General features: G+C 60.1%; 22 protein-coding genes. 8 read left to right on the forward strand and 14 right to left on the reverse strand.

What is annotated here, in order from left to right:
• Positions 1–68 precede the first annotated feature (68 nt).
• The 3 genes from holA to leuS form a co-directional block, all read right to left on the reverse strand.
• Positions 69–1,106, reverse strand: a complete 1,038-nt coding sequence (gene holA, locus ACYZTS_RS10710; RefSeq protein WP_461996401.1) for a DNA polymerase III subunit delta — start codon at positions 1,104–1,106, stop codon at positions 69–71.
• Positions 1,107–1,145: 39 nt separating this feature from the next.
• Complete coding sequence (locus ACYZTS_RS10715; RefSeq protein ID WP_028623825.1) at positions 1,146–1,751, reverse strand: LPS-assembly lipoprotein LptE; 606 nt, start codon at positions 1,749–1,751, stop codon at positions 1,146–1,148.
• 88 nt (positions 1,752–1,839) lie between these two features.
• The gene (leuS, locus tag ACYZTS_RS10720; RefSeq protein WP_028623826.1) at positions 1,840–4,446 is read right to left on the reverse strand and encodes a leucine--tRNA ligase; all 2,607 of its coding nucleotides are present in this window, start codon (positions 4,444–4,446) and stop codon (positions 1,840–1,842) included.
• Between the two features lie 279 nt (positions 4,447–4,725).
• Here leuS and ACYZTS_RS10725 point away from each other — a divergent pair, with 279 nt between their 5' ends.
• Together ACYZTS_RS10725 and ACYZTS_RS10730 are read left to right on the forward strand one after the other, a co-directional pair.
• A complete protein-coding gene (locus tag ACYZTS_RS10725; RefSeq protein WP_028623827.1) occupies positions 4,726–5,064 on the forward strand; it encodes a hypothetical protein in 339 nt (112 codons plus the stop codon).
• Between the two features lie 89 nt (positions 5,065–5,153).
• Positions 5,154–5,915, forward strand: a complete 762-nt coding sequence (locus ACYZTS_RS10730) for a YdcF family protein (RefSeq protein WP_028623828.1) — start codon at positions 5,154–5,156, stop codon at positions 5,913–5,915.
• A 111-nt stretch (positions 5,916–6,026) separates the two neighbouring features.
• On the opposite strand, the gene lnt is transcribed toward ACYZTS_RS10730, so the two are convergent.
• The 5 genes from lnt to miaB form a co-directional block, all read right to left on the reverse strand.
• Positions 6,027–7,550: an apolipoprotein N-acyltransferase gene (gene lnt, locus ACYZTS_RS10735; protein WP_461995779.1), complete on the reverse strand. Its 1,524-nt coding sequence runs from the start codon at positions 7,548–7,550 to the stop codon at positions 6,027–6,029.
• 16 nt (positions 7,551–7,566) lie between these two features.
• Positions 7,567–8,406 carry an HlyC/CorC family transporter gene (locus ACYZTS_RS10740; RefSeq protein ID WP_017340984.1) on the reverse strand — a complete coding sequence of 280 codons (840 nt, stop codon included), beginning with the start codon at positions 8,404–8,406 and terminating at the stop codon, positions 7,567–7,569.
• A 5-nt stretch (positions 8,407–8,411) separates the two neighbouring features.
• Positions 8,412–8,906 carry an rRNA maturation RNase YbeY gene (gene ybeY / locus ACYZTS_RS10745; RefSeq protein ID WP_461995781.1) on the reverse strand — a complete coding sequence of 165 codons (495 nt, stop codon included), beginning with the start codon at positions 8,904–8,906 and terminating at the stop codon, positions 8,412–8,414.
• On the reverse strand, positions 8,899–9,903 hold the full coding sequence (locus ACYZTS_RS10750) for a PhoH family protein (protein ID WP_461995783.1): 1,005 nt from the start codon (positions 9,901–9,903) through the stop codon (positions 8,899–8,901). Before ACYZTS_RS10750 ends, ybeY begins: the two co-directional genes overlap by 8 nt.
• 259 nt (positions 9,904–10,162) lie before the next feature.
• The gene (miaB, locus tag ACYZTS_RS10755) at positions 10,163–11,491 is read right to left on the reverse strand and encodes a tRNA (N6-isopentenyl adenosine(37)-C2)-methylthiotransferase MiaB (protein WP_461995785.1); all 1,329 of its coding nucleotides are present in this window, start codon (positions 11,489–11,491) and stop codon (positions 10,163–10,165) included.
• Positions 11,492–11,626: 135 nt separating this feature from the next.
• On the opposite strand from miaB, the gene ACYZTS_RS10760 reads away from it, so the two are divergent.
• A complete protein-coding gene (locus tag ACYZTS_RS10760; protein WP_007894425.1) occupies positions 11,627–11,956 on the forward strand; it encodes a DUF1820 family protein in 330 nt (109 codons plus the stop codon).
• A 210-nt stretch (positions 11,957–12,166) separates the two neighbouring features.
• On the opposite strand, the gene ACYZTS_RS10765 is transcribed toward ACYZTS_RS10760, so the two are convergent.
• The 4 genes from ACYZTS_RS10765 to ACYZTS_RS10780 all read right to left on the reverse strand — a co-directional run bounded on the left by ACYZTS_RS10765 (position 12,167) and on the right by ACYZTS_RS10780 (position 15,701).
• Positions 12,167–12,721, reverse strand: a complete 555-nt coding sequence (locus ACYZTS_RS10765; protein WP_028620805.1) for a tetratricopeptide repeat protein — start codon at positions 12,719–12,721, stop codon at positions 12,167–12,169.
• A 227-nt stretch (positions 12,722–12,948) separates the two neighbouring features.
• Positions 12,949–14,232, reverse strand: a complete 1,284-nt coding sequence (gene hemL, locus ACYZTS_RS10770) for a glutamate-1-semialdehyde 2,1-aminomutase (protein WP_461995786.1) — start codon at positions 14,230–14,232, stop codon at positions 12,949–12,951.
• A gap of 15 nt (positions 14,233–14,247) precedes the next feature.
• Positions 14,248–14,871 carry a thiamine phosphate synthase gene (gene thiE / locus ACYZTS_RS10775; RefSeq protein ID WP_028620803.1) on the reverse strand — a complete coding sequence of 208 codons (624 nt, stop codon included), beginning with the start codon at positions 14,869–14,871 and terminating at the stop codon, positions 14,248–14,250.
• A 32-nt stretch (positions 14,872–14,903) separates the two neighbouring features.
• The gene (locus tag ACYZTS_RS10780; protein ID WP_028620802.1) at positions 14,904–15,701 is read right to left on the reverse strand and encodes a hydroxymethylpyrimidine/phosphomethylpyrimidine kinase; all 798 of its coding nucleotides are present in this window, start codon (positions 15,699–15,701) and stop codon (positions 14,904–14,906) included.
• Between the two features lie 300 nt (positions 15,702–16,001).
• Between ACYZTS_RS10780 and ACYZTS_RS10785 the strand changes: the two genes are divergently transcribed.
• The 4 genes from ACYZTS_RS10785 to ACYZTS_RS10800 all read left to right on the forward strand — a co-directional run bounded on the left by ACYZTS_RS10785 (position 16,002) and on the right by ACYZTS_RS10800 (position 22,494).
• A complete protein-coding gene (locus ACYZTS_RS10785) occupies positions 16,002–18,386 on the forward strand; it encodes a hybrid sensor histidine kinase/response regulator (protein ID WP_461995789.1) in 2,385 nt (794 codons plus the stop codon).
• Positions 18,387–18,459: 73 nt separating this feature from the next.
• Positions 18,460–20,106, forward strand: coding sequence for an acyl-CoA dehydrogenase family protein (locus tag ACYZTS_RS10790; protein WP_461995791.1), 1,647 nt, complete (start codon positions 18,460–18,462; stop codon positions 20,104–20,106).
• Positions 20,107–20,283: 177 nt separating this feature from the next.
• Positions 20,284–21,783, forward strand: coding sequence for an AMP nucleosidase (gene amn, locus ACYZTS_RS10795; protein ID WP_461995792.1), 1,500 nt, complete (start codon positions 20,284–20,286; stop codon positions 21,781–21,783).
• Between the two features lie 69 nt (positions 21,784–21,852).
• Positions 21,853–22,494 (forward strand): pseudouridine synthase, encoded by a 642-nt coding sequence (locus ACYZTS_RS10800; protein WP_461995794.1) that lies wholly within the window; start codon positions 21,853–21,855, stop codon positions 22,492–22,494.
• Here the strand turns inward: ACYZTS_RS10800 and ACYZTS_RS10805 are convergent.
• Positions 22,489–22,698 carry a DUF2788 domain-containing protein gene (locus ACYZTS_RS10805; RefSeq protein ID WP_028620797.1) on the reverse strand — a complete coding sequence of 70 codons (210 nt, stop codon included), beginning with the start codon at positions 22,696–22,698 and terminating at the stop codon, positions 22,489–22,491. The two genes, ACYZTS_RS10800 and ACYZTS_RS10805, sit on opposite strands and share 6 nt — an antisense overlap.
• Positions 22,699–22,909: 211 nt before the next feature.
• Positions 22,910–23,389 (reverse strand): Lrp/AsnC family transcriptional regulator, encoded by a 480-nt coding sequence (locus ACYZTS_RS10810; RefSeq protein WP_007894448.1) that lies wholly within the window; start codon positions 23,387–23,389, stop codon positions 22,910–22,912.
• Positions 23,390–23,825: 436 nt separating this feature from the next.
• Between ACYZTS_RS10810 and ACYZTS_RS10815 the strand changes: the two genes are divergently transcribed.
• Positions 23,826–24,869, forward strand: a complete 1,044-nt coding sequence (locus tag ACYZTS_RS10815; protein ID WP_461995796.1) for a DUF6515 family protein — start codon at positions 23,826–23,828, stop codon at positions 24,867–24,869.
• Positions 24,870–24,878: the final 9 nt, after the last annotated feature.

The raw sequence follows: 24,878 nt of genomic DNA on the forward strand, positions 1-24,878 counted from the left end.
CCGAACTGTGGTGTCTGTCTATAGGACACATGCGGGTAGGTTTTGTAAGGCAAAAAAATCGCAGCCTCTTATTCAGCGGGCAATGACAATCGCTGGCCGGCCATCAACAGCGCCAACCGGCTCAAGCTCATCCATGGCGAACCCGCCGCTTGCCCCTTGATCTGCGCATCGATGCGCTGAGCTTCCAGCAGCAACTGCGCCCAGCGTGGCGCTGAATATCGTTGCAGGGCTTTGCTCATCAGCGGCTTGCGCTTATCCCAGACCGGGGGGCGGGCCGAGCTGAAAGCTTTATCCAGCGGCACACCCTGGCTGTATTGCAGCGACAGGTTGGCCAGCAGTCGCAGCTCCCGTGCCAGCGCCCAGAGGATCACCGGTGGCTCGACGCCTTCACCGCGCAACCCCTCAAGCATGCGCAGAGCATGCGCTGCTTCGCCATTAAGGATCGCGTCAGTCAGGCCGAAGACATCGAAGCGCGCACTGTCGGCCACCGCCGCCTGCACGGTTTCGACGGTTATCTGGCCACCTTCGGCCATCAGCTTGAGCTTCTCGATTTCCTGAGCGGCGGCCAGCAGGTTGCCTTCGACCCGCGCGGCAATCAACTCCACCGCGTCCTGACTGGCAGAGAGCCCTGCCTGGGACAGTCGCTGGCGGATCCAGCTCGGCAGCTGGTTGGCGTCGACCGGCCAGATCTGCACGAACTGAGTTTGCTGACCTTCGACCAGCGCCTTGCCCCATTTGGTTTTCTGCGCACTGCCATCGAGCTTCGGCAGGCTGATGAGCAGCAACGTGTCTTCAGCCGGCCGCGAACAGTATTCGATGAAGGCCGCAGCACCTTTGTCACCCGGTTTGCCAGACGGCAGACGCAGCTCCAGCAGGCGTTTTTCAGCGAACAGCGACATGCTTGCCCCGGCCTGCAACAGCGTGCCCCAGTCGAAACTGGCGTCGGCGGCAAAGACCTGGCGTTCGTCGAAGCCCTGCTGGCGGGCGGCGGTGCGAATGGCGTCGGCGGCTTCCTGGCACAACAGCGGGTCATCGCCGCTGATGATATAGACCGGCGCGAGTGCGCCCTGCAGGTGTTTGCCGAGTTGGGCGGGGGCGAGTTTCATAAGAGAGGGCAAGCGGGGCGCCTGAGCGCCCCGCAAGTCTTACTGCTGAGGCAGTTCGACAGGCGACTGACGCGGGGTTTCCGCTTCAGCCTTCTGCGCAGCTTCAAGGGCGTCGGCGTCGGCTTTGGCCCGGGCTGCGGCAGTTTGCTGCAATTGGTCCAGCTGAGTCGGCGTCAACTGCTGCAAGCGCAGCATCATGCGCTGGATCAGCTCACGACGGATTTGCTTGCGCACGTCGGTGGCTTCCTGGTCGGAACCCACCAGGTTGTTGCCGTCGTGGATAAAGACTTTCTGCACTTCCAGCTTGTCGCTCAACAGGGGCAGATTGCTCTCGCCACGGATGTCATAGCTGAGCACCGTGCTCACCTGGTACTCGCCAGTACGACCGGCGCCGGCGTAACTGAGGATGCGCTGGGATTCCTGCTCATCGGTCAGCACCAGCTTATAAGGCGCGCCGGTGTAAACCTTGACACCGCTGCCTTCGAGCATCTGGCGCAGCTGGGTCACGGTTTCGCCGTAGGCGTTACGGGCGCTCAGGTCGAGGTCCTTGATCGCCAGTTCGGTGGTGCCGGTACCGCGCAGCTGGAAACCGCAGGCGCTCAACAGGACTGCAAGGCCCATCACCAGCAAATTGCGTTTGATCATCTTGTTGCTCCCCTTGAAACCAGGTGGGCCGACCGTGCGGCCCGAAAGGTTTTACTCGGCGCCAGGCATTACCTGGCGCCTGCTCCAATTAGCTGGCGACGATATTGACCAGTTTCCCGGGCACTACGATCACCTTGCGAATAGTCAGACCGTCGACGAAGCGCAGCACGTTCTCGTTGGCCCGTGCGGCCGCTTCGACTTCTTCGCGGCTGGCGCTGGCCGGCATTTCGATCTGGCCGCGCAGCTTGCCATTTACCTGGATGACAAGCTGCAGGGTGTCCTGAACCAGAGCGCTCTCATCCAGCACCGGCCAGCCTGCGTCGATCACCGGCTCAGCGTGGCCAAGTTGCTTCCACAGCTCATGGCTGATGTGCGGCGTAATCGGTGCCAGCAGCAAGACCACGCTCTCCAGACCTTCGTGAATCAGTGCGCGATCCTGCCCGGTGGCTTGCGAAGCTTTTTCCAGCACGTTCATCAACGTCATCACCTGAGCGACGGCGGTGTTGAATTTGTGGTTCTGGCCGACGTCATGGCTGGCCTGCTTGATGGCCTGATGGATCGAGCGGCGAACGGCTTTTTGCTCATCGTTCAGACCCGCGACGTTCAAAGTGCCCGGCAGGCCCTGAGTGACGTGCGCTTGCGCCAGACGCCAGACGCGCTTGAGGAAGCGGTGTGAACCTTCCACTCCGGAGTCGGACCATTCCGCGCTCATGTCGGGAGGCGAGGCGAACATCATGAACAGGCGGCAAGTGTCCGCGCCGAACTGATCGATCATCGACTGTGGGTCAACGCCGTTGTTCTTCGATTTCGCCATCTTCTCGGTGCCACCGATTTCCACCGGCAAGCCGTCGGAGATCAGCTTCGCGCTGATGACCTTCGCCTTGCTGTCGCGCTCGAGTTCGACGTCTGCCGGGTTGAACCACGTGTAGGCGCCGTTGGCTTCGCGACGATAGTAAGTCTCGGCGATCACCATGCCTTGGGTCAGCAGATTCTTGAACGGTTCGTTTGAGCTCACCAAGCCTTCGTCGCGCATCAACTTGTGGAAGAAGCGCGCGTAAAGCAGGTGAAGAATCGCGTGTTCGATGCCGCCGATGTATTGATCGACCGGCAGCCAGTGGTCGGCCGCGGATTTTTCCACCAGGCCACCTTCATAGTGCGGCGAGGCGTAGCGAGCGTAATACCACGAGGACTCGACGAAGGTGTCCATGGTGTCGGTTTCACGCTTGGCCGGCGCGCCGCATTTCGGGCACTGGCACTCGTAGAACTCGGGCATGCGCGCCAGTGGCGAACCGGCGCCGTCCGGCACGACGTCTTCGGGCAGCACGACGGGCAACTGGTCTTCCGGAACCGGTACATCACCGCAGGTCTGGCAGTGAATGATCGGGATCGGGCAGCCCCAGTAGCGTTGACGGCTGATGCCCCAGTCGCGCAAGCGGAACTGGGTGCGCGAAGCACCGAGGTTTTTCTTGATCAGTGCGACTTCCATGGCGTCGAATGCACCGACGAAATCGAGGCCGTCGAACTCGCCGGAATTGATCAGCGTGCCGTGTTCGCCGTACGCGTCCTGCCACGGTGCCGGGTTGCTTTCACCGGAACTGGTGCGCACTACGGACTTGATCGGCAGGTTGTATTTGGTCGCAAACTCGAAATCGCGCTCGTCGTGCGCCGGCACGGCCATTACCGCGCCGTCGCCATAATGCATCAGCACATAGTTGGCGACCCACACCGGCAGCTTCTCGCCGGTCAGCGGGTGTTCGACGAACAAGGACGTCGGCAGGCCTTTTTTCTCTTGAGTGGCGACGTCGGCTTCAGCAACACTGCCGCCCTTGCATTCAGCAATGAACGCTTGCAGCTCAGGACTCTTTTGTGCGGCCAGGGTGGCCAGCGGGTGTTCGGCGGCCACCGCAACGTAGGTCGCGCCCATCAGAGTATCCGGACGGGTGGTGAAGACTTTCAGTGCGCCGCTTTTGCCGATTGAATCGACGTTGTACGGGAACTGCACTTCCATGCCGCGGGATTTGCCGATCCAGTTGCGCTGCATGGTCTTGACCTGTTCAGGCCAGCCAGTCAACTCATCCAGGCTCTCCAGCAACTCATCCGCGTAAGCGGTGATCTTGAAGTAGTACATCGGGATTTCGCGCTTCTCGATCAGCGCGCCCGAACGCCAGCCGCGGCCGTCGATCACTTGCTCGTTGGCCAGGACGGTCTGGTCGACCGGGTCCCAGTTCACGGTGCCGCTCTTCTTGTAGATCACACCTTTTTCGAACAGGCGAGTGAACAGCCATTGTTCCCAGCGGTAGTAGTCGGGCTTGCAGGTAGTCACTTCGCGCGACCAGTCCACCGCCAGGCCCAGGCTGCGCAGCTGGGTTTTCATGTAGGCGATGTTTTCGTAGGTCCATTTGGCGGGCGCTACGTTGTTCTTCATCGCGGCGTTTTCCGCCGGCATGCCGAAGGCGTCCCAACCCATGGGTTGCAGAACGTTTTTGCCGAGCATGCGCTGATAGCGTGAGATCACGTCGCCGATGGTGTAGTTACGCACATGCCCCATGTGTAGCTTGCCGCTGGGGTAAGGGAACATCGACAGGCAGTAGAACGTCTCCTTGCCTGGCTGTTCACTGACTTCAAAGGACTTTTGCTCGTCCCAGAACGACTGGGCGGCGGCTTCGATTTCACGGGGCTGATATTGTTCGTGCATGGCTACTTTTGAACTGAATAGGGGTGGCCTAATCCTCTTCAATGCGACGCTGGACGCTGATCACGCCAAATTGGCGTTTCGCTGCCCAGGCGAGCTGGAAGTGGAGTTACAGGAAGCGCCGTAGCATACATGACCGCACTCTACCGAGGGAAACCCTGATTAGCGCCGCAGGTCCCTGGATATCTGCCGCAAGGGCCGTTGGTCGCGGCACTCAGCCGGTTTGTTGATGGAAGCTAAGCTCTAAATGGGGAGCGAGAGTTATCTTCAATGAGGTGAGGGATGGTGGAGTCACAGCGAAAAGCTACAAAACCGGAGCTGTACGAAAGACTGATTGATCGTTTGGGCATGGCCCTGGATGCGGCAAAAACGGCTGGACGGCTGCGTGACGAACGCCCCTTGGAGCTGGAGTTGCGTGGCCTGAGCGCCGCAGAGTTTGAGCTGGTCAGGGCTTATCTCGATCGCAGTGAACGTGAAACACAGGGATGCTTGTCGCAGGCCTTGAAGCAACTCGACGCACCACGTTCGGCCAAGATCATCTGGCTCAAGGACAAGCAGTCCGGCAGGGATGCAGTCAAAGCCCGGTCTGTGCAATTCAGGCCAGGGCTTCTGAAACCGTAATCAGTGGTTTTATTCTGCACAGTTGTTGCACATCTGTTGTCGCCTTGCATCAACCCACTTAGGCTTCGGGCATCTTCTGGAGATGCTCGATGCCTTTTCGTTATTTCGTTAAACACCTGCTGATGCCGCCTGGCATTTTGTTGTTGCTGCTGGCGCTGGCCTGGTGGTTTCGCCGATCCCGCCCGCGCCTTGCAGGCGTCTGCTTCGCGCTGGGCTTTGGCGGCTTCTGGCTGATGAGTCTGCCGATTGCGGTGGAGTGGGGCGCCAAAGCGCTTGAACGTGATCCGCCGCTGAGTCGCGACGAATGGGCGACTTTGGCGCAGCGTGCCGATGCGATCATCGTGCTCGGATCGGGCCGTGAGCGCGGGGACCCCGCTTGGGGCAGCGATCAGCCCACTGATGTCGCACTGGATCGCGAGCGTTATGCCGCGCGCCTCGCCAAAGCTTCCGGTTTACCAATTCTCACTACGGGTGGTTTGCACTACGGCACGCCGCCGAGTGAGGCGCGGCTGATGGCAGACTCGTTGCGTGAGGATTTCGGCGTCCCCGTACGCTGGCAGGAAGAGCGCAGCCGCACCACGTGGGAAAATGCGCAGTTCAGTGCCGAGATATTACTGCCGCAAGGCATCAAGCGCGTGGTCGTGGTGACGCAGGCATGGCACATGTCGCGCTCGGTCTGGAGTTTCCAGCAGGCAGGGTTCGAAGTGGTGCCGGCACCGATGGGGTTTTTGAGTGTGGGCAACGCCGAGCCGTTGGGCGGCTGGATACCTGACGCCAAATCGGTCCGGCGCAGTGGGCAGTTGATCAATGAGGCGGTAGGGCAGGTCGGGTATTGGTTGTTTTACCGCTGAAGGTCAAAAGATCGCAGCCTCGTTTGACTCGACAGCCCCTACAGGAATTGCGCCACTTCTGTAGCTGTCGAGTGAAACGAGGCTGCGATCTTTTCAGTCGCACCCGATCATCTAAACCGTCTTGGCCATCCGGTTAGACACCAGCGCCCAGCCGAACAGCAATACGCAGACAATAATCAACGGCCACGAGCGCCACTCGAGATACGGCGTGAGGTTGTGCATCGGCACCACTTCACCGTAGAGGATGCCCTGTTCGAACTGCGGGATCTGCGCGGTGATCTGCCCGAATGGATTGATCAGGCCGGTCACGCCGTTATTGGTGGCACGAATCATCCAGCGGCCGGCCTCAAGAGCACGCATCTGCGCCATCTGCAAATGTTGCAGCGGCCCGATGGAGGTGCCGAACCAGGTGTCATTGCTGATGGTCAGCAACAGATCGCTGCGGGCGGCCAGGCCGGCGGCGAATTCCGGGTACACCACCTCGTAGCAAATGAACGGCGCAATCTGATAGCCCTTGGCTTGCAGCATCGCTTGATCGGCCGGGCCGCGAGCGAAGTCCGACATCGGCAGATCAAAGAAGGCGATCAGGCCGCGCAACACATCCTGCAGCGGCACGTATTCACCGAACGGCACCAGTTTCTGTTTGAGGTAAGTGCCTTCGCCTTCACCGGTCACCGTAATGCCATTGAAGAAACGCTTCTGATGGTTGTGTTCCTGGCGGATCGGAACGCCGGTTATCAGCGCGCTGTTACGCTCGGCGGCGAAATTCCCCATCATGTTCAGGTAGCCCTCAGCGGACTCCTTGAGCACCGGAACAGCGGTTTCTGGCCAGATCAGCAGATCGACACGTTTGGAACTGAAGCTCATGTCGCGGTACAGCGCCAGTTGCGCGTTAAGCTGCGCCGGGTCCCACTTCATGCTTTGTTCGATATTGCCCTGAATTGCCGCAACGCTTAGCGGAGCACCCGATGGGCTGGTCCATGCGTGTTCCTTGAGCGCGATACCGGTTATCCAAGGGCCGGCAAGGAGCAAGACGCCCGCCGCGATGAAACCTTTGCGACCCGTACGCACCAATCGTGAAGCGTTGAAGATCAGTGCGGCCGTCAACGCTAGCGTGAAGGAAATCAGCCACATTCCGCCCACCGGCGCCAGTCCTGCCAATGGGCCGTCAAGCTGGCTGTAGCCGGAATAGAGCCACGGGAAACCGGTCAGGAACCAGCCACGAAATGCTTCCTGGCCGACCCATAACGCCGCAAACGCCAGCGCATCGGCCAGCGGTGCTTCGTTGCGGCGCAACCAGCGCGCCCAGAGCCAGGCGGGCAGGGCGAAGAACCAGGCGATGGCGGCGGTAAACAGCAGCATCAGGAAACCGGCCAACAACACCGACGCGCCGCCGAAGTTATGAATGCTGTAATAAATCCAGCTGGTTCCGGCGCCGAACAGGCCAAAACCAAAACACCAGCCGCGGCCCAGCGCCTGACGCGGGCTCAGCTCGCGCAAGCCGGCATAGAACAAGCCAACCGCTAGCAATGCCAGTGGCCAGAAATCGAACGGCGCGAGCGCCAGAGTGGTGATTGCACCGGCCGCCACGGCCAGCAGATTACCGGGCCAGCCGGGGCGGGTTATCCAGCGCATTTCTATCCTTGGTTTTTTATCGAGCGATCGGTGTCAGGCGCAGCAAGTGAATCCTACGGCTGTCGGCGTTCAGAATGCGGAAGCGATAGGGGCCGATTTCAGTGATTTCGTTGCGTTTAGGCAAATGCCCAAAGGCGCTCATCACCAGACCACCTACGGTATCGAATTCGTCGTTGGAGAATTCGCTGTCGAAGAACTCGTTGAAATTCTCGATCGGCGTCAGCGCCTTCACAAGGAAGTCGCCGCTGGGTAGCGGCTTGATGTAGCTGTCTTCTTCGACGTCATGCTCGTCTTCGATATCGCCGACGATCTGTTCCAGCACGTCTTCGATCGTTACCAGACCGGCCACGCCGCCGTATTCGTCGATGACGATGGCCATGTGATTATGATTGGCGCGAAACTCGCGCAGCAGCACATTCAGGCGCTTGGACTCGGGCACAAACGTGGCCGGACGCAGCAGATCCTTGATGTTGAAGCTGTCGCCGTTTTCTTTGAGGATCAGCGGTAGTAGATCCTTGGCCAGCAAAACGCCCATCACGTCATCGTGGCTTTCGCCGATGACCGGGTAACGGGAGTGCGCCGAATCGACCACGGCCGGAAGGAATTCGCGAGGTGTCTGGGTCGCTTTGATGCTGATCATCTGCGAACGCGGGACCATGATGTCCCGAACTTGCAGGTCGGCAACCTGGATAGCGCCTTCGACGATGGCCAGCGCTTCGCTGTCCAACAGTTTGTTCTGGTGTGCATCGCGCAGCAGCTCCAGCAGCTCCTGGCGGTTTTTCGGCTCGTGGGCAAACGCCTGGGTGAGTTTACCCAGCCATGACTTTTGCCCGTTGCTCGATCGATCTTCGCTCATAGCGATTACTCTGAATCCTTTGTTGTAACGATAGGGGTAGTGTCAGTTTCATCGTCCGCGTACGGGTCGGGGTAGCCCAACTCCGCTAGCAACGAACGTTCCAGCGCTTCCATTTCTTCGGCTTCGTCGTCATCTATATGGTCGTAGCCGAGCAAATGCAAACAGCCGTGCATCACCAGATGTGCCCAATGTGCCTTCGCTTCCTTGCCTTGCTCGGCCGCTTCGCGCTCGACCACTGCCACGCAGATCACCAGATCGCCCAGCAGTGGAATGTCGAGAAACTCATCAGGCACGTCAGCAGGGAACGACAGGACGTTGGTGGCGTAATCTTTCTGTCGCCAGGTGTGATTCAGCTCACGGGCTTCGGCTTCATCGACTAGACGAATGGTCATCTCGGAGTCGGCAGTGCGCTGGCGTAGCGCGAGTTCACACCATTGGCGGAACTCGGCTTCGCTAGGCACGGCAGCTTCAGTGGCCAGTTGCAGATCGAGCTCAAGCATCGCGGTTGTTGTCCTTGGGCGCTGGATCGGCCACGGGATTCTCGAAACGCTCATAGGCTTCGACGATGCGCTGCACCAGTGGATGTCGCACCACGTCCTTGGGCTGGAAGTGGGTGAAACTGATGCCCGGTACGTCTTTGAGTACTTCGATCACATGGTGCAGCCCGGATTTGGTGCCTTTCGGCAGGTCGACCTGGGTGATGTCACCGGTGATGACCGCAGTGGAGCCGAAGCCGATACGGGTCAGGAACATCTTCATCTGCTCGACGGTGGTGTTCTGGCTTTCGTCGAGAATGATGAAACTGTTGTTCAGCGTGCGGCCGCGCATATACGCCAGCGGAGCCACTTCGATGACTTGGCGCTCGATCAGCTTGGCCACGTGTTCGAAGCCGAGCATTTCGTAAAGTGCGTCGTAGAGCGGGCGCAGGTACGGGTCGATCTTCTGCGACAGATCACCGGGCAGGAAGCCGAGCTTTTCACCCGCTTCAACCGCCGGACGGACCAGCAGAATACGGCGAATCTGCTCGCGTTCCAGCGCATCGACGGCGCAGGCAACGGCCAGATACGTCTTGCCGGTACCGGCCGGACCGATGCCGAAGTTGATGTCGTTACCGAGCACTTCCTTCACGTAGCGCAGCTGATTCAAGCCGCGCGGGCGAATCATGCCTTTTTTGGTGCGCAGGGCGACGGAGGGTTCGGAGGGCGACACGTTGTCCAGCTCTGCGACGGCCGATTCCTGCAGGAACAGGTGAACCGTATCCGGCGACAGCTCGGTACCTTTGGTTTCCCGGTACAAGCGGCGCAGAAGGTTTTCCGCGGAGGTGGTGTGTTTGGGGTCGCCGATCAGTTCGAACTGGTTTCCGCGGTTGCGGATTTCGATGGTCAGGCGCTGTTCGATCAAGCGCAGATGCTCGTCGAATTGCCCGCACAGATTGGCGAAGCGGCGAGCTTCAAAAGGCTCGAGGAGAAAACGATGTGGTTCTATGGGTGCGTTCAAGGTCGTATTTAGCCGCCCTGGGGCAATTAAGATGAAATCAAGGATAACGCCAGTGAGGCGGGTGCGAAAGCTCTTAAAACAGTCTCACTTGATTACCTGTGGCGAGGGAGCTTGCTCCCGCTGGAGTGCGGAGCGCTCCCAAATCTCTCAGCCGCGATTTTTTCTGGAGGACTGAAATGTCTGGTTGGCGGTTGCTCCGCGACCGAGCGGGAGCAAGCTCCCTCGCCACAAATGCTCTCTATCACAGTGTATTCAGGTGTTACGGGATCAACGACCCCCGCAGCGAGTGCGGTTGCGCGGCATCGATGTGCACGTCGGCGAACTGGCCGATCAGGGTCGGGTTGTCGCAGCGGAAGTTGACGATGCGGTTGTTCTCGGTCCGGCCCTGCAGTTCGCCAGGGTCCTTTTTCGAGTAATCGGTCACCAGAATCCGCTGAACGGAGCCGACCATTTGTCGGCTGATTTCGAAACCTTGCTGATTCAGGCGGTGTTGCAGCGCGTTCAGGCGTTCCTTCTTCAGCGATTCCGGCGTCTCGTCGGCCAGATCTGCCGCCGGCGTGCCCGGGCGCTGGCTGTAGACGAACGAGTAGGAGAAGTCGAAACCGACGTCTTCGATCAACTTCATGGTCTGTTCGAAGTCCTTCTCGGTCTCGCCCGGGAAGCCCACGATGAAGTCCGAACTGATGCAGATGCCCGGCACGGCCGCACGCAGTTTGCGCAGTTTGGATTTGTATTCCAGCGCGGTGTGGTTGCGCTTCATCGCCGAGAGAATCCGGTCCGAACCCGACTGCACCGGCAAGTGCAGGTGCTTGACCAGCTCCGGTACGTCGGCGTGGGCCTGGATCAGGCTGTCGGAAAATTCCAGCGGGTGCGAGGTGGTGTAGCGAATGCGGTCGATGCCATCGACGGCGGCGACCACGCGAATCAGCTCGGCAAGATCAGCCAGGCGACCTTCGTGCGTGGCGCCGCGATAGCCGTTGACGTTCTGCCCCAGCAACGTCACTTCGCGCACGCCGTTTTCGGCCAGGTGAATGATCTCGGCAATCACGTCATCGAACGGTCGGCTGACTTCTTCGCCACGGGTGTAAGGCACCACGCAGAACGTGCAGTATTTGCTGCAACCTTCCATGACCGACACGTAAGCGCTCGGGCCGTCGATGCGCGGCTCTGGCAGATGGTCGAATTTTTCGATTTCCGGGAACGATACGTCGACTTGCGGCAGTTTGGTGGCGCGGGCGGCGTCGATCATTTCCGGCAGGCGATGCAGGGTTTGCGGGCCGAACACCACATCGACATACGGTGCGCGATCGCGGATGGCTGCGCCTTCCTGGCTGGCCACGCAACCGCCGACGGCAATCACCATGTCCGGGTTGGCCAGTTTCAGTTCGCGCCAGCGACCGAGCTGGGAATACACCCGGTCTTGGGCGCGTTCGCGGATGGAGCAGGTGTTGAGCAGGATCACGTCGGCGTCTTCAGCGCGGGCGGTGACTTCCAGGGCCTGATGTTCACCCAGCAGATCGACCATGCGCGAGCTGTCGTACTCGTTCATTTGGCAACCGTGGGTTTCGATGTAAAGCTTCTTGGCCATGGATACAGTCATCACGTGATTCAAAGAACCGCGCATTATAGGGAACATGGTCCAAGGTTCCTACCGCTGTGCGTCCGGTGGCTATGCTATAGTTCGCGCCCTCATTTTTATCCCCCGATGTGTTGCTCGCCCACCATGACCAAACGTGAAGCTCCAATCTATAAGGTGATTTTCCTCAACCAGGGCCAGGTGTACGAAATGTATGCCAAGCAGATCTATCAAAGTGATTTGTGGGGTTTTCTGGAAGTGGAAGAGTTCGTCTTTGGCGAGCGCACGCAAGTGGTCGTGGACCCGAGCGAAGAGAAGCTCAAGGCGCAGTTCGAAGGCGTGGTGCGCAGTTTTGTGCCGATGCATTCGATTGTTCGCATCGATGAAGTCGAGCGTCTGGGCACACCGAAAATCAGCGAAGCCCGCGGCGCGGTCGGTAATGTGATGCCGTTTCCGATGCCGATGCCTGAGAAGTAGGCCGCGGATTGACTGGCTAGTGAGCTTGTTGTGGCAAGGGAGCTTATAGTGGCAAGGGAGCTTGCTCCCGCTGGGCTGCGAAGCGGCCCTGAATCAGCCTCCGCTAACTTCCAGGCAGACCGCGTGCACTGACTTTACGACTGCTTCGCAGCCGAGCGGGAGCAAGCTCCCTCGCCACATGCTTGCCCATCACTACAATGGACCGCTCCTTCAGGGAAGCGGCGCAAACGGCGTGCGCCCATCGGCACTCTGCAATTCCATCAGGTATTTACGAAAGATCTGCCCCAGCACTTGAGTCGCGACTTCCAGCTCTTCGCGAGGCATTTTCTCCGCCACTTCGTCCGCCGTATCCAGCGCATCTTCCGCGCCATTCACCGCCGCCATCTTCAGCACGATGTACGCCTGAACATTATTGGCCGGTACGCCTTCGCCATGGAAAAACATGCTGCCGAGCTTGAACTGCGCCTGGGCGTGACCCTGCAGTGAAGCTTTTTCGAAATAGGCCAGAGCCTGATTGAGGTCGCGCGGCGCATTTTTGCCGTCGTAGTAGAACTCACCCAACTCGTATTGCGCTTGTGCATCCCCTTCATCCGAGGCTTTCTGACAGGCAGCAAGTGCCTGTGCCAGATCTTGCGGCTGGGTATTGAGGGTGCAGCGACCCATCGCTGGGATTAACAACGAGTTGCCGCCTGCCTGTGCGAGCGCGAGCAGGGGCTGAAGGAGCAACAGGCAGCCCAATGCAAGGGTGCGGCCGGTGCGGTTCATGGGAATCGACTTACCTCTGAAGGGCGCGCGGACCCAACAAGGGGGATCCAATAAGCGCGCATTATGAAATAAGCAGGGCCAACCTTACAAAGTCTTTACTCGTTTTTCTGCTGCGTGGGGAATATATCGCCCACTTTGCGGGTAATTATTGGCAGAAGAGTGGGAGTAACAGCCTTGATGTAAGTAAATGCTGACGCTGGCAGTAGCCAACGTCAGCGGCCTGGCATTTATTTCAAGGCAGCGAAGGCGCGCTCGGCGGCGTCCAGTGTCAGTTTCAGCTCGGCATCGCCATGGGCAATGGAGGTGAAACCCGCTTCAAATGCACTCGGTGCCAGGTACACGCCACCTTCGAGCATCAAGTGGAAGAAGCGCTTGAACAGGTTGGCATCGCTGCCCATCACGTCATCGAAGGTCACGATGTCGTCGGCTCCGCTGAAGTACAAGCCGAACATGCCGCCGGCCTGGGTCGTCACGAACGGAATGCCGGCAGCATCGGCGCGTTGCTGCAGGCCGTCGAGCAGACGGCTGGTGTAGTCGGTCAGTTCATCGTGGAAACCCGGACGGCTGATCAGACGCAGCGTGGTCAAGCCGGCGGCCATTGCCAGCGGGTTACCCGACAGGGTGCCCGCCTGGTAGACGGGGCCCAGTGGTGCAATATGCGACATGATTTCGCGTTTGCCACCAAAGCAACCAACCGGCATGCCGCCGCCGATGATCTTGCCGAATGTGCTCAGGTCCGGCGTGACGCCGTAGTGCGCCTGGGCTCCGCCAAGTGCCACTCGGAAACCGGTCATCACTTCATCGAAAATCAGCACCACGCCGTGCTTGTCGCAGAGGCTGCGCAGGCCTTCGAGGAAACCCGGCGCCGGGGGCACGCAGTTCATGTTGCCGGCCACTGGCTCGACGATGATGCATGCCACTTCCTGGCCAACTTCGGCCAGCATGGTTTCGACCGCATCGATGTCATTGAAGGGCAGGGTCAGGGTGTGTCTGGCGAAAGCCGCCGGCACACCGGCCGAACTCGGTACACCTTGGGTCAGTGCGCCGGAACCGGCCTTGACCAGCAGGCTGTCGGAGTGACCGTGGTAGCAGCCTTCGAATTTGATGATGCTGTCGCGGCCGGTAAAACCACGTGCCAGACGAATCGCGCTCATGGTTGCTTCGGTGCCGGAGCTGACCATTCGCACCATTTCCATCGACGGCACGATCGAGCAGACGAGGTCTGCCATCTGGGTTTCCATCTCGGTCGGCGCGCCATACGACAGGCCGTGCTCAAGCTGCTTGCGCACCGCGTCGAGCACTTCGGGATGGCTGTGGCCGAGGATCATCGGGCCCCACGAGCCTACGTAATCGACGTAGCGCTTGTCATCTTCGTCGGTGACGTAAGCGCCTTCAGCGTGCTTGAAAAACAGCGGTGTGCCGCCGACGCTTTTGAACGCGCGAACCGGCGAATTCACGCCACCTGGGATGTGTTTCTGGGCATTGGCAAACAGCGTTTCGGAACGAGACATGATCGGGCTCTCAAATCAGATTTTGAACAATTCGTTAAAAGCGCGGGCACGGCGTGTCACTTCAGCGGTGCTCTCGGCGCCGAACAAGCCGTGGACTACCGCGAGTAAATCGACCCCGTGGGCCACCAGCGGCGCCGCGTTGTCGAGGGTGATGCCGCCAATCGCGCAGATCGGCAGGTGCAGTTTGGCTCTGGCCTGGTCCAGCAGATCGAGACTGCAGGTGGGCGCGCCGGGTTTGGTGCTGGAATTGAAAAAGCGACCGAACGCGACATAGCTTGCGCCTTCCTTGGCCGCCTGCTCGGCGAGTTCGAGTTGTGCGTGGCACGTCGAACCGATAATCGCCTGGCGACCGAGCAACGCACGGGCGGGCGTCAATGGGCCATCGGTCTGGCCCAGGTGCACGCCGACGTTCAGGCGTGCGGCGAGTTCGGCGTCGTCATTGATGATCAGGCGGGTCTTGTAGCGCTCGCACAGGTTGCGCAGGGTTTCAGCCTCGCGCAGGCGTCGGGCCTCGTCGCTGCTTTTGTCGCGGTATTGCAGCAGCGTGACGCCGCCGTCCAGCGCCGCTTCCACGTACGAAAGAAATTTACCGGCCAGTAACTGGCTGTCGGTAATGGCGTACAGGCCACGTAGTTTCATCGGACCAGCCTCTGCGCTTTACGCATGAAAAGTTACGAACAGAAATCCAGCGGCAGGCGGCGTGGTACGAACTGACCTTTGCCCAGTTGCTCTGCATCACGCAGGGTTCGCCACGTGTAGTTAAGCGCGGTCTGCACGGCGCTGACGAGGTTTTCACCTTGCGCCAGACGACCGGCCAGCGCACTCGCCAGGGTGCAACCGGAACCGTGATAACTGCCGGGCAGACGTTGGCAGATAAAGGTTTGACGGGCACCGTCGCGGCTGTACAGGCGATTGTGGATCTCTGCTTCATCACCATGACCGCCGGTGATCAACAGGTGTTTGACGTACGGCAGAAGTTTTTCGGCGCACTCGTCCGCGGTGCCTTCCGGCAGTTCGGCGAGGATGCGCGCTTCGGGGAGATTAGGGGTGGCGATGATGGCCAAGGGCAGGAGGCGTTCGCGCATGGCGTAGCCGACTTCGTCCTTGCCCAGTCGCCCGCCGCCACCGGCACGCAACACCGGGTCACAGACCATCGGCAAATGCGGGTGCGCCGAGAGCAGTTCGACCACGGTGTCGACCATCTCCAGCGAACCGAGCATCCCCAGTTTGACTGCCGCGACTTCGGAGTCGTTGAGCACGGCATTGGCTTGAGCCAGTACCCACTCACGGTCGAGGACGCGGAAGTCAGTGACATTGACCGTGTCTTGCACGGTCAGGGCGGTGACGGCCGGAGCCGCGTGACAACCCTGCGCAAGCAAGGCTTCGATATCTGCCTGCAAGCCGGCGCCACCACTGGGGTCGTGGCCGGAGAGACAGAGGACAACAGGGCGAGAGCTGTAGATATTCATGGTGCGCGAGCTTACCACCAGTCGACTGGCGAGTCATGACGTGGAGCGTGCTGAACGCAGGCTGCCCCGGCCACTACAGGAACTCCCGTGGCTGCCGATACAGTGACAGATCTTCACCTGCATAATTGACTGGAACGCCCGTGCTAGAGCCTTTGTAGGAAATATTTCAATGGTGCTTAATGGCCATCAGCGGCTATGCTAGAGTGGATCCAAATCAATAACAGGTTACGCCGGTTCGTGTCTGCTCAAAGGGAATGAGGGGCTTTTTGAGATAACCGGACAAGCCACGCTGGGGCTTCAATGCGCTATTTGCTGATATTGCTGTTTTGTTTGCCCCTCATGGCGAGCGCAGTCGAATTCGATGAATTCACCCAACGCCTCCCCTTGGGTAAATTCCTGCAAGTATTCGAAGACGTCGAAGGTCACGCGACGTTTGACGATGTGCGAGCGCAGGCCGCTGCCGGCCACTTCAGGCCGCACGACAAGGACACGCTCAACGCCGGCTACTCACGCTCGGCGTTCTGGCTGAAAATCGATCTGAAGTACCGCCCAAGCAACCCTGCAACGCAGCGAGCGTGGTTGCTGGAACTGGCTTATCCGCCCCTGGATCACCTTGATTTGTACGTGTCCGCCGCTGCCGGTGGCTACCGATTGGCGAGCCAGACCGGCGACGCCTTGCCGTTCGCCAGTCGTGAGATCCGTCAGAACAATTATCTGTTCGACCTGAACTTCGTCCCGGAACAAACACAAACGCTGTTCCTGCGCCTGCAGAGCCAAGGCTCGATTCAGGCGCCGGTGACCTTGTGGTCGAGCACCGCGTTCCTCGAAGAACAGCCGCTGCGTCTGTACGTGTTGGGGCTGATTTACGGCGTGTTGCTGGGGATGCTGGTCTACAACCTGTTCATCTACCTGAGCGTGCGCGACACCAGTTATCTCTATTACATTTTCTACATCGCCTCATTCGGCCTCTATCAATTGTCGGTCAACGGCGCAGCGGTGCAGTATTTCTGGCCAAACAACCCGTGGTGGGCCAACGCGGCTACGCCATTCTTCATCGGCTGCGCAGGCCTGTTCGGCAGCCAGTTCGCGCGCAGTTTCCTGCAGACGGCCACCTACAGTCGCTGGCTTGACCGCTTGCTGCTGGCATTGCTTGTGTTCGGTGCGCTGGTGGTCGGTTTATCGTTGATGACCAGTTATGCCCTGGCGCTGCGTCTGGCCACCACGCTGGCGCTGGTCTTCACCGTGGTGATTTTCGCCGCCGGCATTTTCGTCTGGTCGCGCGGCTTGCGGGTGGCGCGGTATTTCATCATTGCCTGGTCGGCGTTTTTACTCGGCGGCATCGTCAATACGCTGATGGTGCTGGGTTACCTGCCGAATGTGTTCATGACCATGTATTCCAGCCAGATTGGCTCGGCCATCGAGGTCGCGTTGCTGTCCCTGGCCTTGGCCGATCGCATCAACGCCATGCGTGAGCAACAGGCGCAGACGCTGGTCGACGCCGGTCAGAAACTGGAAGCACTCAATCAGCAGCTGGCGCACAGCAACAAGTTGAAGGATGAATTCCTCGCGACCCTGACCCACGAGCTGCGCACGCCCATGAACGGTGTCATCGGTTCACTGGAGCTGATGCAGACCGTCGAATTGAACCCCGAACTCGAGCAGTACCAGCAGACCGCCGCCAGTTCGGCGCGGGACATGATGCGCATGGTCAACGGCATTCTGACCCTGACTGAATTGCAGGCTGGCAATCTCAGCGTGTCGAATTCGACCTTCAGCCTGCGCAGCGTGATCGAAGCACTGCGCGTACAGTTCGAAAGCAATGCGTCGAGCAAAAGTCTCGACTTCAAGGTCGAGGTCGCGCCGGGGCTGCCGGATCGCCTGCACGGTGACAGCGCAAGGCTCGCGCAAAGCCTGGAATGCCTGCTGGACAACGCGATCAAGTTCACCCGCGTCGGCGCAGTCGTGCTGCAGGTCACCGGCAAATCGGTGGAGTCGGGCCGCTGGGCGTTGTCGTTCGCCGTGATCGACACGGGCATTGGCTTCACTGATCTGGGCGAGGCGAACCTGTATCAACGCTTCTTCCAGCTGGACGGTTCGATGACCCGTGAACATGGCGGCCTGGGCGTCGGGCTGGCGATTTGCAGGCAATTGGTCGAGCTGCTCGGCGGGCAGATGACGCATCGCTCCGAACCCGGCAGCGGCAGTCGCTTCCAGCTCGATGTCGAGTTTGAACTGCCCGTGGTCGCACGCCCGGCGGTGCCATCGGCAATCCGCGAAGTGCCGCGCATGCGTCAACCGCAGGAGTGCACAATATTGTTGGTGGACGACAGCAGCATTAACCAATTGGTAATGCGCGGGATGCTGCTCAAGCTGGGGTTCCGCGTGCGCACGGCAGACAAAGCGCACACCGCGCTCGATCATTTGCAACGCGAAACCTTCGATGCCGTGCTGATCGATTGCCAGTTGCCAGCGCACAACGGGCCGTCTCTTTGCTGCCAGATTCGCGCGTTGCCCGCTTGCGCCGAGTTGCCGATTTTCGTGGCGGCTGCCAACGCCGATAGAGAGCGCTGTGCCGTCGGCGACTTGATCGACTACCTGCATAAACCGGTGAAATTCGAAGAGTTGCAGGCGGGCTTGCACCGGCGTGTGCTCTGTCCGAAACACGGCGAAAGCGCCGACAGTTAGGCAGGTATGCCACTTTGTTCGGCCTCGGGGCGGTGCTTAACTGAAGCTCTTGGCCGACCAGAGGAACCCTGTCATGAACCTGCATCAGTTCGCCGAAACCCACAAGGTCAGCAACCAGCCGCCATCGCTGGACGGCACCAACCTGTACCGCATCGACTTGCCGCTGCAGGAGTGGTCGCGACGCTTTGGCGCCGGGTGGGCCGAGTCGCGGATCGATGCCTACGGTGCGTTGGCCGGCGGACCGCTGATGGAAGCAGGGTTCCTGGCCAATCAGAACAAACCGGTGTTCAGCAGCCATGATCGCTACGGCCATCGCATCGACCTGGTGGAATTTCACCCGGCCTATCACCAATTGATGCGCACCGCCGTCGAACACGGCTTGACGTCGCTGCCCTGGGCGCATCCGCAAGCCGGCGCGCACGTTGCCCGCGCCTCGATGACCTATCTGCACAGCCAGGCCGAAGCCGGCAGTGGCTGTCCGCTAACCATGACCTTCGCCAGTGTTCCGGCGGTGCGCTTGCAGGCCGATCTGGCCGAGCAGTGGCTGCCGAAAATCCTCGCCACCGAGTACGATCCGCGCAACGTCGGCATGGCGCACAAGGCTGGTGTCACCATCGGCATGGCCATGACCGAGAAGCAGGGTGGCACCGACGTGAGGGCCAACACCACCAAGGCGTATCCGGTGGGCGCCAGCGGCCCGGGTCAGGCGTATGAACTGGTCGGCCACAAGTGGTTCTGTTCGGCGCCGATGTGCGATGCCTTTCTGACGCTGGCGCAGACCGACAAGGGCCTGACTTGCTTCCTGTTGCCGCGGCATCGTCCGGACGACACGCGCAATCAGTTCTACATCCAGCGCTTGAAAAACAAACTCGGCAATTGCTCCAATGCGTCCAGCGAAGTCGAGTTTCGTGGCGCGCTGGCGTGGATGATCGGCGAAGAAGGGCGCGGCGTTCCGACCATTATCGAAATGGTCGCCATGACCCGCTTCGATTGCATGGTCGGCTCCAGCTCTCTGATGCGTCATGCGCTGACCCAGGCCAGTCACCACTGCGCCCATCGCAGCGTCGGCGGCAAGCTGCTGAGCGATCAGCCATTGATGCAGAACGTGCTCGCCGATCTGGCGCTGGAGAGCGAAGCGGCGTTGGCGTTGAGCCTGCGCATGGGGCGCGCGCTGGATCATCTGGATGACGCCCATGAAGCGAAATTTGCCCGCCTGGTGACGGCGGTGGGCAAATACTGGATCTGCAAGCGTGCGCCCGCGATGATCAACGAAGCGGCCGAATGCATGGGCGGCGCGGGTTACGTGGAAGACAGCATTCTGCCGCGGCTGTACCGCGAGGCGCCGGTCAATTCAACGTGGGAAGGGTCGGGCAATGTGCAGTGCCTCGATGTCTTGCGCGCCTTGTCAAAAGAGCCGGGCGTGCTTGATGTGCTCTTCAGCGAATTGGGCGACGGGCATGGCGACAGGCGTCTGGCCGCGCACATCGACCAGTTGCGCACGGCGTTCAAGGACACTGGCGACATCCAATACCGCGCGCGACAGCTGACTGAAGATATCGCGCTGGGGCTGCAGGCCAAGCTCTTGCTTGAAGCAGGTAATTCGGCGGTGAGTGACGCCTTCATCGCCAGCCGCCTCGGCGCGGGCGGACGTGTTTACGGCGCGTTGCCGCGAGGGCTGCAGGTGGAAGCAATCGTTGCCCGCTCATCCCCCTTTATGTAGCCCACACCCTTCCCCTGTGGGAGCTAGCCTGCTAGCGATACCGTTTCTACATTCAACAATTGTATTGCTGGCAGACCGCTATCGCGAGCAGGCTCGCTCCCACAGGTTATTTCTGCGTAACGTCAACAGTTTGCAACCAACACGCCACTGTTCCCGTGAAGCGATGTTGCAGGCAAGATGAAGCTCTGCAAGTCAGAACACAGGATGCTGATCGTGACCGAAGCTTTTATTGTCGTTCAAACCGCCGAGCAAGCCGTGGACCGGCTTGCGCTTTTGCACGAACGTGCAGCCACTGCGCTGAATCAGGCGCTCAAGCGTTACCTCAAGGATCGCATCGAACCGGACGCCGAACAGCGCGCGATGTTTCGTTATCCTGAACTGCGCCTGACCTACCACTGCCAGGGCGAGGTCCCGCAAACCACTCGCGCTTACGCCAAGGTTCAGTTGCCGGGCACTTACAGCGTCACCGTGACCCACCCGGCGGCCTTCCGCAAATACCTGCTGGAACAACTCGTACCGCTGATGCACGACTTCACCGTGACCGTCGAAGTGGGCGTCAGTCAGCAAAATATTCCGTATCCGTATGTGGTCGAGCAGGGCGATGAGCTGGCCGGTTCCGGTGTCACCGCCGCCGTGCTGGCGCGGGTGTTCCCGAGTACCGATCTGTCCGCCGCCACCGACGGCATCGCCGATGGCCTGTACGATTGGGAAAACACCGATCCACTGCCGCTGGCCCTGTTCGATGCGGCGCGAGTGGATTTTTCCTTGCGCCGGTTGGTGCATTACACCGGCAGCGACTGGCGTCATGTGCAGCCGTGGATTCTGCTGACCAACTACCATCGCTATGTCGACCAGTTCATCGTGCATGGTCTGGAGCAATTGCGCAGCGACCCGCGTTTCGTGCGCATGGTGTTGCCGGGCAACGTCATCATTGAAAAGAGCATGGACCATGGCGAGGCCTCGGCAATTGCAGCCGGTGTGGTCTGGCATCGTTATCAGATGCCGGCCTATCACCTGATCGCTGAAGACGGCCATGGTGTGACGCTGGTGAATATCGGTGTAGGCCCCTCCAACGCCAAAAACATCACCGACCATTTGGCCGTGCTGCGTCCGCATTGCTGGCTGATGATCGGGCACTGCGGCGGCTTGCGTCAGTCGCAGACCATCGGCGATTACGTATTGGCGCACGCTTATATGCGCCGCGACGGGATTCTCGACCGCGTGGTCCCCCCCAACATTCCGATCCCGGCCCTTGCCGAAGTGCAAATGGCCTTGCAGCAAGCGGCGGCGAACGTCACAGGCGAAAAGGGCGACGAGCTGAAAAAACGCCTGCGCACCGGCACTGTGCTGACGTACGACGACCGCAACTGGGAACTGCGCTGGGCGCAGGAACGGCCACTGATCAACCTGTCCCGCGCGGTCGCGGTGGATATGGAAAGCGGCACCATTGCCGCCCAGGGTTATCGGTTGCGGGTACCATACGGCACGCTGTTGTGCGTCTCTGATAAGCCGTTGCACAGCGAGATCAAGCTGCCAGGTTCGGCCAACGCCTTTTACGAGCGAGCGGTCAGCCAGCACTTGAAGATCGGCATCGAAGCGGTGGACCTGTTGCGCACCGAGCTCAACTCGCTGCACTCGCGCAAACTGCGCAGCTTTGACGAGCCGCCGTTCCGCTGATTCGCGATGGTCATTTGACGGTCAGGGCACTAGCATTGGCAGCCCTGACCGTTAGATGTTCCTGTGCTCATGTCTCGTCCTCAACGACCCGTTTCGCGCCGCCCCGGTGCGAAGCCATCACCCGCCTCTTCAGCCCCGCGCCGTGTCGCCAAAGCGCCGCCGGCCGAGCCGAAACTGATCCTGTTCAATAAGCCTTTTGATGTGCTGACGCAGTTCAGCGACGGTGAAGGGCGGGCGACGCTCAAGGATTACATCGACATTCCGGGGATCTACCCGGCCGGGCGCCTGGACCGTGACAGCGAAGGCTTGCTGCTGCTCACCAACGACGGTCAGCTTCAGGCGCGTATCGCCGACCCCAAACACAAACTGGCGAAGACTTATTGGGTGCAGGTAGAAGGCGAGCCGAGCGCCGAGCAGTTGCAGCGCCTGCGCGAGGGCGTCGAGCTGAATGACGGCATGACCTTGCCTGCCCAAGCACGGCAACTGGATGAGCCCGAGCTGTGGCCGCGCAACCCGCCGGTGCGTTTTCGCAAAAGCGTGCCAACGAGCTGGCTGGAACTGGTGATCCGAGAGGGGCGTAACCGCCAGGTTCGGCGAATGACGGCGGCGGTAGGGCTGCCGACCTTGCGTCTGGTGCGGGTCAGGATCGGTGACTGGACGCTCGATGGAATCGATCAGGGCCAGTGGAAAGAAGTGCCAGCGCGCTTATAAAGTGCCGGATTCGATCATGCCGATGACTACGCTTTTGATCACGAATGCGCCCACGCCCAGGCCCAGCACAAAGAACAGGATGAACGAACCAAAGCGCCCGGCCTGGGACTTCTTCGCCAGATCCCAGACGATGAAACACATGAAAATGATCAGGATGCTGACCAGTCCGGTCATCATCCACTCTTCGAAAATTGCAGGATCCATCGAACATCTCCAGCGCGGGCGAGGCTAAAAGGGCGGGGCGAGTATACGGCAGGGAGGGCGGGGCGAGGATTGACCTGCGGCAGTGTGTCGCAGCTATTGGTCTGAAGGCACCTGTGGCGAGGGGATTTATCCCCGCTGGGTTGCGAAGCGGCCCTAAAACCCTTGGCCAGTGCTCCGCACTGGAACGGGGATAAATCCCCTCGCCACAGGATCAACTGCGTAAGTGGGTCAACGGCAACTCGGTGCTGTTCAACACCTGATTCAGCACAAAACTGGAGCGCACGCTGGTCACCCCTTCAATCCGGGTCAAATGCCCCAGCAGCAGTTTCTGATAGTGATCCATGTCCGGCACCACCACTTTCAGCTGATAGTCCGCATCCATCCCGGTCACCAGGCTGCATTCCAGCACCTGCGGCAAGGTCCGAATCGCGGCTTCGAAATTCTCGAAACGCTCCGGCGTATGCCTATCCATGCCGATCAATACGTAAGCCGTCAGGCTCAGACCCAGCATCTTGCGGTCTAGCAGGGCTACCTGGCGGGTGATATAGCCGTCATCTTCCAGTTGCTTGACCCGTCGCGAGCAGGGTGAGGGCGACAGGCCGATGCGTTCGGCGAGTTCCTGGTTGGAGATGCGGGCATCGCGCTGCAATTCCGCCAAAATGCTCAGGTCGTATCGGTCGAGTTTGCTCATGAATCAGGCCTTTCTGATATCTATTGCGGCGGATTATCTATCCAGGGTTAAAAATTGCGCAAGCGATGTTTATTTCAGCAATCTTCGCAATCCTCTGCCGCGGCCGCGAGCCTATGCTTATCACCAGAATCACTGCTCGGACAAACAGTCCACAGCGGCTCGCCCAATCAGGCCAGCTGCGGTCGCCACCCCCACCGGGGATGTGCCGGCCCCCGAGCTGCACACTGTCCACAAGACGGCGTGAGGTGAGCCGACGTCAAAAGCGTCGAGCACGGACGAAGTTCTCAAAGGGAGGCCGACGGGTCTCCCTTTTCTTTTGCGCGTAATTTGGCGCTTGTCCTCAATAAATAAACTGCGCGACTGATAACCTGTGGCAGAACCGGTCTGTGCATTGCCCAGTCTCAAGTACACGCCCTAACCAGCAGTGAGGAAAAGCATGAAGTCGCGCATCTGGCAGTTGGCCGGTGTTGGTTTGCTGTGCATCAGTGTGACCGCGCACTCGCCGGCCGATGAGCCGCAGGGCCGCGGCCCCGACGGCGGGCAGCGCGGCGACGGTCGCCAGGGCAATCAAGGACTTGGCGGCAACAATCAGCCGCGTCCGCAGGGCAACGAGATTATCCGCGGCGACAACAGCCGGCAGTTCGAACAGAACGGACAGCCGCGCGATGGCGGTCAATGGCAAAACCATCAGCCGGGCACGGGCAATCCGGGGCAAAACAACCCGCCGCGCGATTACAACAACCCCGTTCGCCCGCCGCCTCCGCCGCCGCAACTGCCGGCCAATAGTCTGCCGATTCAGCCCCGGCCCGACGCCGTGAACCAGACCCAGGAGCCCAAACGAGGTTATTACCGGGATATTCCGCGGCGTTACGACAACAACAATCAGCAGTGGCAAAATAACGGTCCGCGTCCTGATGACCGGCGCTGGAATGGTCGTCCGGACGGGCACGGTAATGGCTGGGGGCCGGGGCCGCAGTATCGGCCGGGGCATGTGATCGACCGTTTCCCGGACCGCGATTACCGCGTGCCCTACCGTGGTCATGATTATTTCTACTCGGGCGGCTACTGGTATCGCCCGCTCGGCCCGCGCTATGTCGTGGTGCAACCGCCGCGCGGGATACGCGTGAGTTACATGCCTGAGTACGCGCGTGAAGTCTGGGTTGGCGGGACGTTGTTGTTCCTGGCTGCCGGTTCTTACTACGCCTATCAGGAAAACACTCAGGATTACGTCGTTGTCGAAGCGCCTGTCCAGCCACAAACGCAACCGGCCAGCAATGGTTACGACGTAGTGGCCTATCCCGCCAACGGCCAGTCGGCGGAGCAGGTCAATCAGGACGGTTTCGAGTGTTATCAATATGCGGTGCAGCAGAGCGGTTTCGATCCACGAAAAGCCACTTATCAACCGGACGCGTCGGTGGTGCAGAACTATCGGCAGGCTCAAGGAGACTGTCTGCGCAGCCGGGGTTATCAGGTGGAGTAGGGGCAGCTT

The sequence above is a fragment of the Pseudomonas sp. TMB3-21 genome (genome assembly GCF_054898145.1).